Consider the following 17,588-nt stretch of genomic DNA (forward strand, 5'->3'; position numbering starts at 1 on the left):
GCCGCATCGGTCGCGTTCACTGCAAGCGCCGCTTGCGGTGCGGGGCTGCGGCTGCAATGCATGTTGCCGGGCCGGCCCGCTGCGGCGCTGCCGCAGTGCATATATCAGCTTTTGTTTATCAATGACTTGGCATTCATGAGGCGTGTTCCTGCGGCCTCGTGACCAGGCTGGCGCGCAACTTGTAATGGTCCGGATGTCCCTTTCCGGCCCGCAGGAGATTGCCCATGCTCAAGAACGCCACGCTACGCCAGCTTTCAGCGCTGCACGCGGTCGCCCGTCTGGGCAGCGTGTCGCGCGCGGCCAGCGAAATCCACCTGACCCAGCCGGCGGTGTCGATACAGCTCAAGCTGCTCGAAGAGTCTGCCGGCACGCCGCTGCTGGAACGCGAGGGCCGCGGCATCCGCCTGACCGGCGCCGGCGAGCTGATGGCCGAGTACGCGGCGCGCATCCTCGACCTGTGGCGCGAAGTGGGCGACGAAATGGCGGCCTATCGCGGCGTCGTGTCGCGGCGGCTGCGCATCGGCGTGGTCACCACCGCCGAGTACCTGGTGCCGCGCATGCTGGTGGTGTTCGCGCGCGAACAGCCGAATGTCGAGGTGAAGCTGAAGGTGGGCAATCGCGACGAGATCGTGCGCCTGCTCACCACGCACGAGGTCGATCTGGTCATCATGGGTCGGCCGCCGAAGGACCTGAAGACGGTGGCCACGCCCTTCGCCCGCCACACCATGGCTTTCGTCGCCGCGCCAACGCATCCGCTGATGGCGCGCAAGCGGCTGGTGCTGCGCGATCTGGCGAAAGAGGACCTGCTGGTACGCGAACGCGGCTCCGGCACGCGGACGACGCTGGAACAGCTGTTCCGCGAGGCGGACCTGAGTCTGCGGATCGGCTCCGAGCTGTCGAGCAACGAGGCGATCAAGCAGATGTGTGCCGCCGGCTTCGGCCTCGCCTTCATGTCGCAGCACATCTGCCGGCACGAGCTGGAATCGGGCGAACTGGCGCTGCTGCCGGTGGCCGGCAACCCGATCGAGCGCGAGTGGTATGTGATCCGGCTGGCGTCGCGCCAGCTCACCCGCATCGGCCAGGAGTTCGAGCGCTTCCTGATCGACCACGGCCAGCAGCACGTGCAGGATCAGCTCTCCCGCGCGCCGGGGCTGGCGATGCAGGTGTGCGCGGCAGGGGCCGGGGCGGACCTTCCGCCTCTGTCGGGCTAGGGACGGTCCAGCGACGCGACCCGGAAGTGCTTGTGTGGGAGCGAGCTCGCTCGCGATGCGGCTTTGACTCGCCGCAGACTTCGTTTCAGGCAGCAATCGCGAGCAAGCTCGCTCCCACGAATCCCGGCTCCGGTGGCGGAGCGCGAGTGCTTTCTGTGGGAGCGGCCTTGGCCGCGATGCGGTCGCTGCCTTCCTCGGACTTCGATACAGGCTGCTGTCGGGGTCAGAAGACCCCTCCCACAGAATCCCGGCTCAGGCTCTGACCGCGGGCTCTCAGCCGGCGACCTTGTCCAGCGCCACCTTGAAGTTCTGCACGGTGCGTTCGACGTTCTGCAGCTTGTCGAGGCCGAACAGGCCGACGCGGAAGGTGCGGAAGTCGGCCGGTTCGTCCACCTGCAGCGGCACGCCGGCGGCGATCTGCAGGCCTTGGGCGGTGAACTTCTTGCCCGACTGGATATCCGGATCGCTGGTGTAGCTCACCACCACGCACGGCGCCTTGAAGCCCTCGGCGGCGACGCTGTCGAAGCCCTTGGCTTCCAGCAGCGCGCGGATCTGGCGGCCCAGTTCGATCTGGTTGGCCTTCACCTTGTCGAAGCCGTAGCGCTCGGTTTCCAGCATCACGTCGCGCAGTTTCGTCAGCGCGTCGGTCGGCAGCGTCGCGTGATAGGCGTGGCCGCCGTTCTCGTACGCTTCCATGATCTGCAGCCACTTCTTCAGGTCGGCGGCATAGCTGGTGCTGGTCGTGCCATCGATGCGCGCGCGGGCGCGTTCGCCCAGCATGACCAGACCGGCGCAGGGCGAACCGCTCCAGCCCTTCTGCGGGGCCGACACGACGATGTCGATGCCGAGTGCGGCCATGTCCACCCACAGCGTGCCGGCGGCGATGGCGTCAACCACGAACAGGCCATCGACCTCGCGCACCGCGGCGGCGACTTCACGGAGGTAGTCGTCCGGCAGCAGCATGCCGGCCGAGGTTTCGACCTGCGGCGCGAACACCACGGCGGGCTTCTGTTCGAGGATGGCGGCGACGACTTCCTTGACCGGCGCCGGCGCGAACGCCTTCTGCGAACCCGGCTCCGGCTGGCGTGCCTTCAGCACGATCTGCTCCGACGGAATGCGGCCCATGTCGAAGATCTGCGTCCAGCGGAAGCTGAACCAGCCGTTGCGGATCACCATCACCTTCTGGTCGGTGGCGAACTGGCGCGCCACGGCTTCCATGCCGAAGGTGCCGCTACCCGGCACGACGACGGCCGACTTGGCGTTGTAGACCTGCTTCAGTACGCGCGAAATGTCCTTCATGACGCCCTGGAAGGCGGCGGACATGTGGTTCAGCGCGCGGTCGGTATAGACGACCGAATATTCGAGCAGTCCCTCGGGATCGACATTGGGCAGAAGGCCGGACACGGTGATCTCTCCGTTTCAGTGGGGTAAACGACAGATTTGCACCCCCGCTTGTGGCGGCGGCTGGACAGAACCTGCGGGTGTTCCGGGCGGACGGGTCCGTTCGGAGGGTCGGGATTCTAATCCACTGAGGCAACTTGCCGGTATGTCGGGTTTCCGCTGTCACTGCCTGGGTCGCACCCAAAGGTGGGCGCCGGAGCCCGGATTCTGTGGGAGGGGTCTTCCGACCCCGACGGCGGCGCGCATCGAAGCCTGCGGACAGCAGCGGCCCCGTCGCGGCCAAGGCCGCTCCCACCGTGGAGGGCGCACGACTTTCGGCCGGAGCCCGGGCCAAGGTTCTGTGGGAGGGGTCTTCTGACCCCGACGGCGGCCTGAAGCGAAGCCGGCGGACGGCAACGGCCCATCGCGGCCAAGGCCGCTTGCACGGTGGAGCGCCCGGTGGAAGCGTGCTTGCCAGCCGCTGGCGGAAATCGGCAGATCTGCTTGCACCGCCGCCTGTCAACGCCCCGTCGGCCGGTTCTCTCTGCGCATATCTTTTCCAATGCAGATCAATGCCTTGATCTGCATCAATATTTTTGCTGCGGCGCGGAAAAGTCGGCTGGCCCGCAACTTGTTAGTAGCCACCACCCACCCGTGCGAATCGACGGTTCGTCCGCGGTGTTTCGAGGTCCGTGAGCACACGGCTCGCCGGAAACATGGCGTGCGGCGCAGGCGAGGGGCCCAAGACAACAAGAAGCACAGGAGAGAGACCAGGATGGAAACCTTCTATGAGGTGATGCGCCGGCAGGGCATCTCGCGCCGCAGTTTCCTGAAGTACTGTTCGCTGACCGCGACCTCGCTCGGCCTCGGCCCGGCCTTCGTGCCGCAGATCGCCCACGCGATGGAAACTAAGCCGCGCACCCCGGTGCTGTGGCTGCACGGACTGGAATGCACCTGCTGTTCCGAATCCTTCATCCGCTCGGCCCACCCGCTGGCGAAGGACGTGGTGCTGTCGATGATCTCGCTCGACTACGACGACACGCTGATGGCGGCCGCGGGCCACCAGGCGGAGGCGATCCTCGAAGAGATCATGACGAAGTACAAGGGCAACTACATCCTGGCGGTCGAAGGCAACCCGCCGCTGAACCAGGATGGCATGAGCTGCATCATCGGCGGCAAGCCCTTCATTGATCAGCTCAAGCACGTGGCCAAGGACGCCAAGGCCATCATCTCCTGGGGTTCCTGTGCCAGCTGGGGCTGCGTGCAGGCCGCCAAGCCGAACCCGACGCAGGCCACGCCGGTGCACAAGGTCATCTTCGACAAGCCCATCATCAAGGTGCCGGGCTGCCCGCCGATCGCCGAAGTGATGACCGGCGTCATCACCTACATGCTCACCTTCGACCGCATCCCCGAGCTGGACCGCCAGGGCCGGCCGAAGATGTTCTACAGCCAGCGCATCCACGACAAGTGTTACCGCCGCCCGCACTTCGACGCCGGTCAGTTCGTCGAAGCCTGGGACGACGAGTCCGCGCGCAAGGGCTATTGCCTCTACAAGGTCGGCTGCAAGGGCCCGACCACCTACAACGCCTGCTCCACCGTGCGCTGGAACGAAGGCACGAGCTTCCCGATCCAGGCCGGCCACGGCTGCATCGGCTGCTCGGAAGACGGCTTCTGGGACAAGGGTTCGTTCTACGACCGCCTGACCGACATCCACCAGTTCGGCATCGAAGCGAACGCCGACCAGGTCGGCGCGACGGCTGCCGGTGTGGTCGGTGCGGCCGCAGTGGCGCACGCCGCGGTGTCGGCGATCAAGCGCGCGTCGCACAAGCACGACAACGGCGCGACGACGACGGTCGATCACTGATCGCGAACCCTGCCCCGGCGTCAGCCGCTGAAGGCTGCGCGCGCCGCGGGCAGACCCTGTTCCAGCAAAGGATACGAAGATGGGTGCTTACGAAACGCAAGGTTTCAACATGGACAACTCGGGCCGGCGCATCGTCGTCAACCCGGTCACCCGCATCGAAGGTCACATGCGATGCGAGGTGAATGTGGACAGCAACAACGTCATCCGCAACGCGGTGTCAACCGGCACCATGTGGCGCGGTCTCGAAGTCATCCTGAAGGGTCGCGATCCGCGCGACGCCTGGGCCTTCGTCGAACGCATCTGCGGCGTCTGTACCGGCTGTCACGCGCTGACCTCGGTGCGCGCGGTGGAGGACGCGCTGGGCATCAAGATTCCGCTCAATGCCCACCTGATCCGCGAAATGATGGCGAAGACGCTGCAGGTGCATGACCACGCGGTGCACTTCTACCACCTGCACGCGCTCGACTGGGTGGACGTCGTGTCCGCGCTGAAGGCCGATCCGAAGAAGACCAGCGAACTGCAGCAGATGGTGTCGCCGTCGCATCCGCTGTCCTCGCCCGGCTACTTCCGCGACATCCAGAACCGGCTGAAGAAGTTCGTCGAAAGCGGCCAGCTCGGCCCCTTCATGAACGGCTACTGGGGCAGCAAGGCCTATGTGCTGCCGCCTGAAGCCAACCTGATGGCAGTCACCCACTACCTCGAAGCGCTCGACCTGCAGAAGGAATGGGTCAAGGTGCACACCATCTTCGGCGGCAAGAACCCGCACCCGAACTACCTGGTCGGCGGTGTGCCCTGCGCCATCAACATCGACGGCGACGGCGCGGTCGGCGCCCCGATCACGATGGAACGCCTGAACTTCGTCGAGGCGCGCATCAAGGAAATGATCGAGTTCAACAACAACGTCTACGTCCCGGACGTGCTCGCCATCGGCACGATCTACAAGCAGGCCGGCTGGCTGTACGGCGGCGGCCTGTCGGCGACCAACGTGGCCGACTACGGTACCTACGAGAAGGTGCCCTACGACCACAGCACCCACCAGTTGCCGGGCGGCGTCATCCTCAACGGCAACTGGGACGAGATTCACGAAATCGACCCGCGCGACCCCGAGCAGGTGCAGGAGTTCGTCAATCACAGCTGGTACAAGTACGCCGACGAATCCAAGGGTCTGCACCCGTGGGACGGCGTGACCGAACCGAACTACGAGCTCGGCGCCAAGACCAAGGGCACACGCACCAACATCGAGGAGATCGACGAGAGCGCCAAGTACTCGTGGATCAAGTCGCCGCGCTGGCGCGGCCACGCGGTCGAGGTCGGCCCGCTGTCGCGCTACATCCTCGGCTACGCGCACGCCGCCAAGGGCAACAAGTGGTGCCAGCGCGTGAAGCAGCAGATCGACGAATCGGCGGTGGCGATCAACAGCGCCATCCCGAAGGCGCTCGGCCTGCCGGAAACCAGCTTCAGCGCCAAGCAGCTGCTGCCCACCACCATCGGCCGCACGCTGGCGCGCGCACTGGAAAGCCAGTACGCCGCCGAAATGATGATGGACGACTACAAGCAGCTGATCGGCAACATCAAGGCCGGCGATACCAGCACCGCCAACGTCGAGAAGTGGGACCCGAAGACCTGGCCGAAGGAAGCCAAGGGCGTCGGCACCGTCGCCGCGCCGCGCGGCATGCTGGGCCACTGGATCCGCATCAAGGACGGCCGCATCGAGAATTACCAGTGCGTCGTGCCGACCACCTGGAACGGCAGCCCGCGTGACACCAAGGGCCAGATCGGCGCCTTCGAGGCCAGCCTGATGAACACGCCGATGGTGAATCCGGAACAGCCGGTCGAAATCCTGCGCACGCTGCACTCGTTCGACCCCTGCCTCGCCTGCTCGACGCACGTGATGAGCGAGGACGGCCAGGAACTGACCACGGTGAAGGTGCGCTGAAGCGCGCCCACGACATAACGAAATCAGGAGGAAACATGAATACGTCCCCATCCATTTTCCCGGCCACCTCCATGCTCCGCCGCGCCTCCGTCGCGGCCGCTCTGACGCTGGCAGCCGGCGTCGCCCAGGCGCATGAAGGCCACGGCGCGCACGGTCTGGCTGCGGGCTTGGCGCACCCCTTCGCCGGCGTCGATCACCTGCTGGCGATGATCGCGGTCGGCGTCTGGTCGGCTGCCGTGCTGCCAGCTGCGCAACGCCTGGCGGGTCCGGCCTTCTTCCTGCTCGCGCTGCTGGCCGGCGCCTTCGTGGGCGTGCAGACGGGTGCAGGCGTCTATATCGAAGCCGGTGTCGCGCTCAGCGTCGCACTGTTCGGCGTGCTGCTGCTGGCGCGCCGCCAGCTGCCGGTAGTCGCCGGATTCGCACTGGTCGCTGCCGCCGGTGCGCTGCACGGGGTGGCGCACGGCGCCGAGTGGGCGGCGGGTTCGTCCTTCGCTGCCTACGCCGCCGGCTTCGTGCTCGGCTCGGCGCTGCTGCACGTCGTCGGTCTGATCGCCGGCAGCTGGCTGGCGCGTGTGCCGGCCTGGATCTGGCGCGTGCAGGCGGCAGGGGTCGGTGCCGCCGGCCTGTTCATGTTCGCGTCGCGCATCTGAAGCACCCAACCGCGGGAGACGACAGATGTCCGCAACTACTGAAAAGCTGTCCCACGCCACCGGCATCGACGAGGGGGCGGTTGCCCACGGCCGCTCGATCAAGTCGGTCTACGTGTATGAGGCGCCGGTGCGCGTCTGGCACTGGATCAACGCGCTGGCGATCACGGTGCTCGCGCTGACCGGCTACTTCATCGGCTCGCCGCTGCCGACGCAGCCGGGCGAAGCCAGCGCCAACTACCTGATGGGCTACATCCGCTTCGCCCACTTCGCGGCCGGCTACGTGCTGGCGGTCGGTCTGCTCGGCCGCACCTACTGGGCCATCGTCGGCAACCACCACGCACGCGAACTTTACTGGGTGCCGTTGCTGACCAAGGCCTACTGGGTTGAAGTGCTCGGCATGCTGAAGTGGTACGCCTTCATGAGCCCGCGCCCCGGCCGCTACGTGGGTCACAACCCGCTGGCGCGCTTCGCGATGTTCTTCGGCTACCTGCTGCTCACGCTGTTCATGATCTGCACCGGCTTCGCGCTGTACGGCGAGGGCGCGCAGATGGGATCGTGGCAGGACCTGATGTTCGGCTGGGTCATTCCGCTGTTCGGCCAGTCGCAGGACGTGCATACCTGGCATCACCTCGGCATGTGGGGGCTCATCGTGTTCATCATCCTGCATGTCTATGCGGCCATCCGCGAAGACATCATGGGTCGCTCCAGCGTGGTGAGCACGATGATTTCCGGCCACCGCACTTTCAAGGACTGAGGCCATGTCCGCCGCCACCTTGCTTGCAGCCAGCACCGCAGCGGCGGACGCGCCCACCGCCTCCTCAAGCGAAAGAAGGCTCGTTGTGCACCCCTTGCGTCCCGGACGGTCACCGCTGCAACGCGTACCCGCCGGCATCCCGGTGCGTGCGCCGTGGCATCCGGGACGATTTCTTTCGCGCAATTTCCTCGAACCGCTCGGCATGTCGCAGAGCGAAGCCGCCCGCGCGCTCGGCATGTCGCGCCGCCGTCTGCACGAGATCGTGCACGGCCAGCGCGCGATGACGCCCGACACCGCCATCCGCTGCGCCCTGCTGTTCGGCACCGACGCCGCCTTCTGGCTGGCGCTGCAGTCCGCCTGGGACAGCTTCCACGCCTGGAAGGCGCTGCGCGCCACGCCTCACGCCACGCTTCCGCGCGGCGCTCACTGATTTTTTCCGAAGGAAGGTCCGACCATGAACACGAATCCGTCCGGATGCAGCTGTCACCCTCCCCGTGACAGCATCGTCGTGCTCGGCATCGGCAATGTGCTGTGGGCCGACGAAGGCTTCGGCGTGCGCTGCGTCGAAGCGCTGCAGCAGCGCGTCGAGTTCGACGGCGACGCCGATGACGCCCCGGAAGTGCAGCTGATCGACGGCGGCACCCAAGGCCTCTATCTGGTGCAGCACGTGCAGGCGGCCGACTGCCTGCTCATCTTCGACGCCATCGACTACGGCCTCGAGCCGGGCACGCTCAAGTGCATCGCCAACGACGACGTGCCCCGCTTCATGGGCGCGAAGAAGATGAGCCTGCACCAGACGGGTTTCCAGGAGGTGCTGATGCTGGCCCAGCTGACCGGCCAGTACCCGCGCGAAGTGCTGCTGATCGGTTGTCAGCCGGAAGAGCTGGAGGACTACGGCGGCAGCCTGCGCCCCTCGGTGCGCCGGGCGATGGACGAAGCGCTGGCGCTCGGGCTGGACACGCTGCGTCGCTGGGGCGCCCGGCCGGTGCCGCGCACCACGCCGCTGACCGAGCGCGAGTGCATCACCTTCGCCGAACTGGAACTGACGCGCTACGAGGGTGAACGTCCGCCGGAAGAGCTGGCCTGTCGCAGCGGCGATGCCCGCTTCTTTCCTTCGCTGGAGGGCTGAGCCATGTGCCTGGGGATTCCGATGCAGGTGATGGCGACCGAGGCCGGGCATGCGCAGTGCGTGGGCCGGCTCGGCCTGCGCCGCGTGCGCACCGCGCTGGTCGGCGACGTGGCAATCGGCGACTGGCTGCTGGTCTTCCTCGACAGCGCACAGGAACGCATTACGGTCGAGCGTGGGCGCGAAGTCAACGCCACGCTGGACCTGATCGAAGCCGTCATGCAGGGCGAAGGTGGTGACGGCGCTGCCGCCTTTGCGCTGCCGTCGGCCATGAGCAGTGAACAACTGCGGGCGCTGTCCGGCGCCCGCCCGGCAGTGCAGGACAACTCGCACGACAACTTGCACGACACCACGCAGGGAGAAATCGCATGAGCATCGAAGCCGCATCATCCGAAGCGCTTGTCACGCTGCCGGTCGCCGCGCCGGCAGCTCAGTTGGCCACCTTGTCGCCGCTGATCGACCGCCTGGTCAGCGCGCACGGCGCGACCTGGCTCACCGCCGACAACGTCGCCGACTGGGCGGCCGGCGGCGGCGACCGCGTCATCCTGCTGGCTGGCGACCCGGTGCGCTTCCCCGAGGCGCTCGACGTCGCCGTCGTGCTGCCCGAACTGCGCCAGCACTTCGCGCAGCGCTTCGCCGTCGGTGTCGCCGTCCGCGAACACGAGGACGCCATCGCCAAGCGCTATGGCTCGATCCGCTGGCCGGCGCTGGTGTTCGTGCGCGACGGCCAGTACGTCACCGTGCTGTCCGGCATGCTCGACTGGGATGTCTATGTCGAGCGCGTCGCCGAAGCGCTGGCGATGCCCGCGTCGCGCGCCCCCACCATCGGCATCCCGGTGCGCAATGGCAGCGCATCCGATTCTTCCTGTCACTGAGCGGAGTACGGCACGTGAAAGAGTTTCCCGCATTTCCCATTCCGGTCGCAGTCATCGGCCCCGGCACCCAGGTCGAGGACGAAACGCTGCAATACATCAACATGCCGCAGGGCATGGAAACCTTCCGTCCGCCCATCCTGCCGGAGCCGGAAGAGCTGGTCGGTCACGAACAGGCGCATCTGGCGCTGCGCGACGTGCTGGCCTGCCTCGGCGCGACCCGCGGCGACGGCCGCAATCGCAGCATCGACCTGACCCGGCTGCCGCCCGAGGACCTGAAGCTGATCAACCAGGTCATGGGCGAGGGCGAAGTGAGCGCGCAGGTGCGCACCGAAGGTGATGCCGCGCACCACGTCGCAGTGCAGGAGTCGGTATTCGCCGGCGTCTGGCGCGTCATCGTCACTGACGACGGCCGGGTCGTGTCCGACACGATAGAGGTGGGCGTCATTCCGCAGGTGCTGCGCACCTCGGCCGCCGACGACCTGTGGTTCACCGTGCCGCGCTGGCAGGGCGCGCTGCCGCCCAATGTGCAGAACGCGCCGGCGCTGCTGGCCGAGATCGAGGACCAGTGGCGCGGCTGGAAGCCGGGCAAACCGGCGCACGTCGTGAATCTGACCCTGCTGCCGATGTCGAACGAGGACATCGGCTTCATGGACCACCACCTCGGCACCGGCCGCGTGCTCATCCTGTCGCGCGGCTACGGCAACTGCCGCATCACCAATACGCGCGTGCCCAATACCTGGCGCGTCGTCTATTACAACTCGCAGGACGTGGTCATCCTGAACACGGTCGAGGTGACCGCGCTGCCCGAGGTGGCGATGGCGGCGAAGGAAGACATGGAGGATTCGTTCGAGCGCCTGACCGAGGTGCTGGCCTGGGTGGAAGGCAACTGATCATGTCGGCGAACGCGCGCTTCGAAGGCAGCTATCTCGGCGACGCCGGCAAGTTGCCGGACAATGCGAAGCTCGAATGCAAGATCTGCTGGTGGGTGTACGACCCGCAGCAGGGCGACCCGGTGTGGCAGATCGCGCCGGGCACCGCATTCACCGACCTGCCGTCGCACTGGCGCTGCCCGCAGTGCGACGGCGATGCCGACCAGTTCATGGTGATCGACTGAGGTCGATCGCCTCACGAGACCAGCAGACATGACCGACCCGATGCTCACCTACCGCCTCAGCGCCCTCGAAGCGCTGTTCCGTCAGATCGCCGACACCCGCATGGCCGGGCTGCCGATCATGAACGCGGCGCTGCGCGTCGAGGTAGTGGGTTTCGAGCTGTGCCCGTCGGAGCCCGACCTGCCGGCGGCGGCCAGCGGCGTGCTGGTGACGCCGTGGTTCATGAATCTGGTGCGCCTGCCGCTGGCGCGCGAGGACGATCTCGGGCGTGTCGGCGTCACGCGCCGGCTGGCGGTCGGGCGCGAGCGCTTCGACTTTATCGGTGCGCACGAAGCCGCCATCGGTACCTTCGACGCCTGTTCACTGTTCTCGCCGATGTTCGATTTCGCGTCGCAGGACACTGCCGTCGCCACCGCGCAGGCGGTGCTGGCACGACTGCGCGAACCGCTGCCCGAGGTGGCGAAGGACGCGGCGGAACAGCCGGAACGGCCGGCCCGCCGTGGCTTCCTGTTCGGGCGGAGCCGCACGCCATGATGTCGTTGGACGCACTGGCCGGCATGTTGCGCGTGCAACCGGGCGCCCCGCGTCCGGCCGCGCTGAGCGGCCAGCGTCCGGACTGGGCGGCGCGCCTAGCCATCGGTCGCCCGGCGCGGTCGCTGTCCGACCTGCTCGGCGCTGTGTTCAGCCTGTGCAGCCACGCGCACCGGCTGTGCGCGCGCGCCGCGGTCGATGCCGCGCAGGGCCGCGATGCGCCGCTGCCGGACACCTTGCGCGGCGAAACGCTGCGCGAACACCTGCGTCGCATCCTGCTCGACTGGCCGGCGCTGCTGATGGCCGAGCCGTCGGCTGAGGCGCCGCGCGCGCTGGCCGCCTGCCCGGTGCTGCGCGACGACGCGTGCACCGACAACATGGCGGGCTGGATGGAGTGCCACCTGCTCGGCGTCGCACCGGCAGGCTGGCTGGCCGCCTTCGAGCGGGCACCGCAGCAGGCCTTCGCCGACTGGCGCGACGCGGGTCAGACCTGGCTCGCCCGTGGGCTGCGCGACAGCGCCGCGCTGGCCGACGCACCGCTGGTCGCGGCGCCGCCGTTGCATGTGCACGCCAGCGACTCCGCGCTGCGCTCACTCGCCGCCGCGATGACGCAGGACCCGGCCTTCACCCGTCGCCCGCGCATCGACGGCGGCTGTGCCGAAACCGGCTGCTGGACGCGGCTGGCCGATTCCGCGCCGGCGCGCTCGGCGTCCGATCGCTTCGCCGCGCGGCTGGCCGAACTGGTGCGTCTCGCGCTGCCGGGCGGCGAAGGCCACCTGCGCAGCGGCCGTGTCGCGCTCGGGCCGGGCGAAGGTCTGGCCTGGGCGGAAATGGCGCGCGGCCTGCTCGTCCATCACGTACGGCTGGATGGTCGCGGCGACGAGGCGCGCATCGACGCCTGTCACGTGCTGGCGCCGACCGAATGGAATTTCGATGCGGAAGGTGCGGTGGCGGCCGCGCTCGAAAAGCTGGACCCGACGGCGCCCGATTGCGCACGCCGTGTCGCGCTGCTGATGGCGGCTTACGACCCCTGCGTGCGCTACGAAGTGGCAGACCGGCGGGAGGTGGCCCATGCATGAAGCCAGCCTGGCCGGCGGCATCCTGCAGCTGGTCGAGCGCACTGCCGAGCGCGAGCGCTTCGCTCGCGTCACGCATCTGCGGCTGGAGGCGGGCCAGCTGGCCGGTGTCGAGCCGCGCGCATTGCGTTTCGCGCTCGAAGCCATCGCCCCCGGCACGCTGCTCGACGGTGCGCGCATCGACATCGACGAACCACCGGGCGAAGCCTGGTGCATGGACTGCAGTCTCACCGTGCAGATCGCGCAGCGCGGTGACGCCTGCGCGCACTGCGGCGGCTACCGGCTGCAGCCGACCGGCGGCACCGAACTGAAGGTGATCGACATGCAGGTAGAGGATTGATAGCCGGTCTGGATTCTGTAGGAGCGGTCTTCTGACCGCGACAGGGCGGTTGATCATGAGCCAACTGCCGATCCGTCGCCGCGGTCGCGGTCAGAAGACCGCTCCTACAACAAGGTTGGCGCGCGGGCGATCGCGCGGAGCAGGATGGCATGACCCGGCTCAGACCGGGCAGGGACTGAGGAGACCGATATGTGCGTAGTGTGTGGATGTGCCGGTGACGGCAACCAGGTGACGATGGAGGGGCACGGGCACGCCCATCCGCCCAGTCCTTATTCACCCGCGGCACGCCGGGTGAAGTCCGGTGCGCCGGCGATCCGCCGGGCTGAAGCGGCGCAGGCGGAGGCTTCGCACGTCGCCGTCAACCCGGCCAGCGGCGACCTGCATTTCGGCGCCGGTGTGGCCAGGGTGTCGGTGCCCGGCATGAGCCAGGCGCGCGCGATCCGGCTCGAAACCGACATCCTCGGCGAGAACGACCGCGTCGCCGCGCAGAACCGCGCGCACTTCGCGGCGCACGGCGTGACCGCGCTGAATTTCGTGTCCAGCCCCGGCTCCGGCAAGACCACGCTGCTGTGCGCCACCATCGAGGCGCTGAAGACGCGCGCGCCCGGACTGCCGGTGGCGGTGATCGAGGGCGACCAGCAGACCTCTTTCGACGCCGACCGCATCCGTGCCACCGGCGCGCCGGCGCTGCAGGTGAACACCGGCAAGGGCTGTCACCTCGACGCACCGATGGTGGCCGAAGCCTTCGCCCGCCTGCACCGGCACGATCATGAACGCAGCCTGCTGTTCATCGAGAACGTCGGCAACCTGGTCTGCCCGGCGATGTGGGACCTGGGCGAGGCGGCCAAGGTGGCCATCCTGTCGGTGACCGAAGGTGAGGACAAGCCGCTCAAGTACCCGGACATGTTCGCCGCCAGCACGCTGATGCTGGTGAACAAGATCGACCTGCTGCCCTACCTGAACTTCGACGTCGAGCGCTGCATCGCCTTCGCGCGGCGCGTCAATCCGGCCATCCAGGTGATCCGCGTGTCGGCCACCACCGGAGAGGGCATGGGCGACTGGCTGACCTGGATCGAAGCGCGACTGAAGGCCGACGCCGTGGCCGGCTTGCAGGCGCGCATCGACGACATCGTGCGGAGCACCGCGTCATGAGCCCCCGACTCCCCACCGTGCTGGCGGCTGGCGCCTGGCTGAAGAACGCCGCCTGCCTGTTCGAGGATGGCCGCGCGGTCTGGTCGCCGATGCACGGCGACCTCGGCGACCCGGCCGCCTGCGTCGCGCTCGAACAGTCGCTCGACCAGCTGCGCGCGCAGTCCTGTATGCCGATCGAGGCGATCGCGCACGACCTGCACCCCGACTTCTACAGCACGCAGCTGGCGGTGGCGCTGGCCGACCGGCTGGGCGTACCGGCCGTCGGTGTGCAGCATCACCACGCGCACATTGCCGCCGTGATGGCCGAGCACGGCCTGACCGAACCGGTGGTCGGGCTGGCGCTCGACGGCGTCGGCCTCGGCACCGACGGCGTGGCCTGGGGCGGCGAACTGCTGTGGGTGGCGCCCGGCGACTGGCGCCGGCTGGGCCACCTGTGGCCGCTGCGACTGGCCGGCGGCGACGTCGCCGCACGCGAGCCCTGGCGCATGGCGGCGGCGGCGATGCAGACCCTGGGCCGCGGCGCCGACATCGAGGCGCGCTACACCGCTGCGGTCGGCGCGCAGGCCGCACGCACCGTCGCCCGCATGCTGGACAGCGGGCTGAACAGCCCGCCGACCACCAGCACCGGCCGCTGGTTCGACGCCGCTGCCGGCGCGCTCGGTTTGAGCGTGCGCCAGTCGCACGAGGCCGAAGCCGCCATCGCGCTCGAATCGGCCGCCAAGCGCTGGTTTGCCGCGCACGGCGAGCCGACGCTGGACAGCGTCGTCGAGGTCGCCGGCGACACCATGCTCGATCTGCGTCCGCTGCTCGCCCGCCTGCTCGACTGGCCGGACGGCAATGCCGACGAAGCGGCCGCCTGGTTCCACCTGGCGCTGGCCGACGGCCTCGCGCAGTGGGCGATCGCCGCCGCGCAGGCCACCCAGGTCGATACCGTCTGCCTCGGCGGCGGCTGTTTCATGAATGCGCTGCTGACGCGCCGCGTCACGCTGCGGCTGCAGAGCCGCGGCCTGCGCGTGCTGCGGCCGCAGGCCACATCCTGTGGCGATGCCGGTCTGGCGCTCGGCCAGGCCTGGGCGGTCGCGCAGCAGATCCATCTCGCACCCGGCGTGCTCACGGAGTCCCTGTCATGTGTCTAGCCATCCCCGCCAAGCTGGTCGAACTGCGCGAGGACGAACGCGCGGTGGTCAATCTCGGCGGCATCCGCAAGGAAGTGTCGATCGAACTGGTGCCCGAGGCGCAGGTTGGCGACTACGTCATCGTCCACGTCGGTCACGCCATCGGCATGATCGACCCGGAGGAGGCCGAGCGCACGCTGGCGCTGTTCGGCGAAATGTCGGCGGCGATGGCCGCGACGGAGTCGGCGTCATGAAGTACATCGACGAGTTCCGCGACGGTGACGTCGCCCGCAAGATCGCCGACCGTCTGGCCATTGAGGCGCGCGGCGACCGCCCCTACAGCTTCATGGAGTTCTGCGGTGGCCACACGCACGCCATCTCGCGCTACGGCGTGAGCGAACTGCTGCCCACGAATGTGCGCATGATCCACGGCCCCGGCTGTCCGGTCTGCGTGCTGCCGATCGGCCGCGTCAACATGGCGATCAAGCTGGCGCTCGAACACGACGTGATCGTCTGCACCTACGGCGACACCATGCGCGTGCCGGCCTCCGACAGCCTGTCGCTGACGAAGGCGAAGGCGCGTGGCGGCGATATCCGCATGGTGTATTCGGCGGCCGACGCGCTCGCGGTCGCCCGCGACAACCCGGAGCGTCAGGTGGTGTTCTTCGCCATCGGCTTCGAAACGACGACGCCGCCGACCGCGCTCGCCATCCTGCGCGCGCAGCGCGAGGGGCTGAAGAATTTCAGCGTGCTGTGCTGCCACGTGCTCACCCCTTCGGCCATCACCCACATCCTGGAGTCACCGGAAGTGCGCCAGTACGGCACGGTGCCGATCGACGGCTTCATCGGTCCGGCGCACGTGAGCATCGTCATCGGCGCCGCGCCCTACGAGCATTTCGCCGAGGAATACCGCAAGCCGGTCGTGATCGCCGGCTTCGAGCCGCTGGACGTGATGCAGGCCATCCTGATGCTGGTGCGTCAGGTGAACGACGGCCGCGCGCACGTCGAAAACGAATTCACCCGCGCGGTCAACCGCGACGGCAACCTCGCCGCGCAGCAGAAGGTGTCGGAGGTGTTCGAGCTGCGGCCCAGCTTCGAATGGCGCGGTCTGGGTGAAGTGCCGTACAGCGCGCTGAAGATACGGCCGGCCTTCGCGGAATTCGACGCCGAGCGCCGTTTCGACGTCGGCTACAAGCCCGTGGCCGACAACAAAGCCTGCGAGTGCGGCGCCATCCTGCGCGGCGTCAAGAAGCCGACCGACTGCAAGATCTTCGGCACCGTGTGCACGCCGGAAAACCCGATCGGTTCCTGCATGGTGTCGAGCGAAGGCGCCTGTGCCGCGCATTACGCCTACGGGCGGTTCAAGGACATTCCGGTGGTGACAGCATGAACGCGAGAGACGACAGCAAGGGCGGCGCCGTGCGCGCCGGCTATGTCCGGCCGCTGGACATCCGCAACGGCCGCATCGACATGGGCCACGGCGCCGGCGGTCGCGCCGCCGCGCAACTGATCGAGGAAATCTTCCTCGCCGCCTTCGACAATCCCTTCCTGCGCCAGGGCAACGACGGCGCGTCGCTGGCCATTCCGCAGGGCAGCCGCCTGGTGATGGCGACCGACGCGCACGTGATCTCTCCGCTGTTCTTCCCCGGCGGCGACATCGGCGCGCTCAGCGTGCACGGCACGGTGAACGACGTGGCGATGATGGGCGCCACGCCGCTCTGGCTGTCGGCCAGCTTCATCCTCGAAGAGGGCTTTCCGCTGGCCGACCTGAAGCGCATCGTGCAGTCGATGGCCGCCGCCGCGCGCGAAGCCGGCGTCGCGGTGGTGACCGGCGACACCAAGGTGGTGGAGCAGGGCAAGGGCGACGGCGTATTCATCAGCACCACCGGTGTCGGCGTGGTGCCGCACGGCATCGACGTGTCGGGTGCCAACGCGCGGCCGGGCGACGTCATCCTGCTGTCGGGCACGGTGGGCGACCACGGCGTGGCGGTGCTGTCGCAGCGCGAATCGCTGGAGTTCGAAACGACCATCGTGTCGGACACTGCGGCGCTGAACGGTCTGGTCGCCGACATGCTGGCGGTGTGTCCGGCCATCCGCACGCTGCGCGATCCGACGCGCGGCGGGCTGGCCACCACGCTGAACGAGATCGCCCGCCAGTCCGGCGTCGGCATGCTGCTCGACGAAGCAGCGATACCGGTGAAGCCGGAAGTCGATGCGGCCTGTGAACTGCTCGGGCTGGACCCGCTATACGTTGCCAACGAGGGCAAGCTGCTGGCCATCGTGCCGCCGGAGCACGCCGACGCGGTACTCGCCGCGATGCGCGCGCATTCGCACGGCGCCGACGCGGCACGCATCGGTGTCGTGCAGGAGGACGCGCATCACTTCGTGCAGATGAACACCCGCTTCGGCGGCCGGCGAGTCGTCAACTGGCTGAGCGGAGAGCAGCTGCCGCGCATCTGCTGAACC

The 17,588-nt window shown here is 68.1% G+C and carries 20 protein-coding genes; 19 read left to right on the forward strand and 1 reads right to left on the reverse strand.

The genetic code is table 11. The annotated features are described in order from the left end of the window. Positions 1-224 precede the first annotated feature (224 nt). Positions 225-1,211 (forward strand): LysR family transcriptional regulator, encoded by a 987-nt coding sequence (locus ACQ66H_RS00345; protein WP_430432330.1) that lies wholly within the window; start codon positions 225-227, stop codon positions 1,209-1,211. 273 nt (positions 1,212-1,484) lie between these two features. Here ACQ66H_RS00345 and ACQ66H_RS00350 read toward each other — a convergent pair whose 3' ends face one another. Beyond that, the gene (locus ACQ66H_RS00350; protein ID WP_430432331.1) at positions 1,485-2,615 is read right to left on the reverse strand and encodes an aminotransferase class V-fold PLP-dependent enzyme; all 1,131 of its coding nucleotides are present in this window, start codon (positions 2,613-2,615) and stop codon (positions 1,485-1,487) included. A gap of 751 nt (positions 2,616-3,366) precedes the next feature. On the opposite strand from ACQ66H_RS00350, the gene ACQ66H_RS00355 reads away from it, so the two are divergent. The 18 genes from ACQ66H_RS00355 to hypE all read left to right on the forward strand — a co-directional run bounded on the left by ACQ66H_RS00355 (position 3,367) and on the right by hypE (position 17,585). Continuing rightward, positions 3,367-4,455, forward strand: coding sequence for a hydrogenase small subunit (locus ACQ66H_RS00355; protein ID WP_430432332.1), 1,089 nt, complete (start codon positions 3,367-3,369; stop codon positions 4,453-4,455). A 79-nt stretch (positions 4,456-4,534) separates the two neighbouring features. Beyond that, positions 4,535-6,391, forward strand: coding sequence for a nickel-dependent hydrogenase large subunit (locus ACQ66H_RS00360; protein WP_430432333.1), 1,857 nt, complete (start codon positions 4,535-4,537; stop codon positions 6,389-6,391). Positions 6,392-6,426: 35 nt separating this feature from the next. Further along, entirely contained in the window at positions 6,427-7,041 is a 615-nt protein-coding gene (locus ACQ66H_RS00365) for a HupE/UreJ family protein (RefSeq protein ID WP_430432334.1), read from the forward strand. Positions 7,042-7,066: 25 nt separating this feature from the next. Next, the gene (gene cybH / locus ACQ66H_RS00370; protein WP_430432335.1) at positions 7,067-7,795 is read left to right on the forward strand and encodes a Ni/Fe-hydrogenase, b-type cytochrome subunit; all 729 of its coding nucleotides are present in this window, start codon (positions 7,067-7,069) and stop codon (positions 7,793-7,795) included. 4 nt (positions 7,796-7,799) lie between these two features. Beyond that, positions 7,800-8,225, forward strand: a complete 426-nt coding sequence (locus ACQ66H_RS00375; RefSeq protein ID WP_430432336.1) for a HigA family addiction module antitoxin — start codon at positions 7,800-7,802, stop codon at positions 8,223-8,225. 24 nt (positions 8,226-8,249) lie between these two features. After that, complete coding sequence (locus tag ACQ66H_RS00380) at positions 8,250-8,924, forward strand: HyaD/HybD family hydrogenase maturation endopeptidase (protein ID WP_430432337.1); 675 nt, start codon at positions 8,250-8,252, stop codon at positions 8,922-8,924. A 3-nt stretch (positions 8,925-8,927) separates the two neighbouring features. Further along, positions 8,928-9,293: a HypC/HybG/HupF family hydrogenase formation chaperone gene (locus tag ACQ66H_RS00385; RefSeq protein ID WP_430432338.1), complete on the forward strand. Its 366-nt coding sequence runs from the start codon at positions 8,928-8,930 to the stop codon at positions 9,291-9,293. Further along, complete coding sequence (locus ACQ66H_RS00390) at positions 9,290-9,796, forward strand: hydrogenase (protein WP_430432339.1); 507 nt, start codon at positions 9,290-9,292, stop codon at positions 9,794-9,796. Before ACQ66H_RS00385 ends, ACQ66H_RS00390 begins: the two co-directional genes overlap by 4 nt. Positions 9,797-9,810: 14 nt before the next feature. Next, entirely contained in the window at positions 9,811-10,686 is an 876-nt protein-coding gene (locus ACQ66H_RS00395; RefSeq protein ID WP_430432340.1) for a hydrogenase expression/formation C-terminal domain-containing protein, read from the forward strand. Between the two features lie 2 nt (positions 10,687-10,688). Next, positions 10,689-10,910, forward strand: a complete 222-nt coding sequence (locus ACQ66H_RS00400; protein WP_430432341.1) for a rubredoxin — start codon at positions 10,689-10,691, stop codon at positions 10,908-10,910. 28 nt (positions 10,911-10,938) lie between these two features. Continuing rightward, on the forward strand, positions 10,939-11,442 hold the full coding sequence (gene hybE, locus ACQ66H_RS00405) for a [NiFe]-hydrogenase assembly chaperone HybE (protein ID WP_430432342.1): 504 nt from the start codon (positions 10,939-10,941) through the stop codon (positions 11,440-11,442). Continuing rightward, a complete protein-coding gene (locus tag ACQ66H_RS00410; protein WP_430432343.1) occupies positions 11,439-12,518 on the forward strand; it encodes a hydrogenase formation protein in 1,080 nt (359 codons plus the stop codon). Before hybE ends, ACQ66H_RS00410 begins: the two co-directional genes overlap by 4 nt. Further along, the gene (gene hypA / locus ACQ66H_RS00415; protein ID WP_430432344.1) at positions 12,511-12,855 is read left to right on the forward strand and encodes a hydrogenase maturation nickel metallochaperone HypA; all 345 of its coding nucleotides are present in this window, start codon (positions 12,511-12,513) and stop codon (positions 12,853-12,855) included. The genes ACQ66H_RS00410 and hypA overlap by 8 nt, the downstream gene beginning before the upstream one ends. Positions 12,856-13,044: 189 nt before the next feature. After that, positions 13,045-14,007: a hydrogenase nickel incorporation protein HypB gene (gene hypB / locus ACQ66H_RS00420; RefSeq protein ID WP_430432345.1), complete on the forward strand. Its 963-nt coding sequence runs from the start codon at positions 13,045-13,047 to the stop codon at positions 14,005-14,007. Next, positions 14,004-15,143: a carbamoyltransferase HypF gene (locus tag ACQ66H_RS00425; protein WP_430432346.1), complete on the forward strand. Its 1,140-nt coding sequence runs from the start codon at positions 14,004-14,006 to the stop codon at positions 15,141-15,143. The genes hypB and ACQ66H_RS00425 overlap by 4 nt, the downstream gene beginning before the upstream one ends. Beyond that, complete coding sequence (locus ACQ66H_RS00430) at positions 15,134-15,376, forward strand: HypC/HybG/HupF family hydrogenase formation chaperone (protein WP_019916012.1); 243 nt, start codon at positions 15,134-15,136, stop codon at positions 15,374-15,376. The genes ACQ66H_RS00425 and ACQ66H_RS00430 overlap by 10 nt, the downstream gene beginning before the upstream one ends. Then, a complete protein-coding gene (gene hypD, locus ACQ66H_RS00435; protein ID WP_430432347.1) occupies positions 15,373-16,512 on the forward strand; it encodes a hydrogenase formation protein HypD in 1,140 nt (379 codons plus the stop codon). The genes ACQ66H_RS00430 and hypD overlap by 4 nt, the downstream gene beginning before the upstream one ends. Next, entirely contained in the window at positions 16,509-17,585 is a 1,077-nt protein-coding gene (gene hypE, locus ACQ66H_RS00440; protein ID WP_430432348.1) for a hydrogenase expression/formation protein HypE, read from the forward strand. Before hypD ends, hypE begins: the two co-directional genes overlap by 4 nt. Positions 17,586-17,588 lie beyond the last annotated feature (3 nt).

Source organism: Methyloversatilis sp., assembly GCF_965284615.1.
GTDB lineage: Bacteria > Pseudomonadota > Gammaproteobacteria > Burkholderiales > Rhodocyclaceae > Methyloversatilis.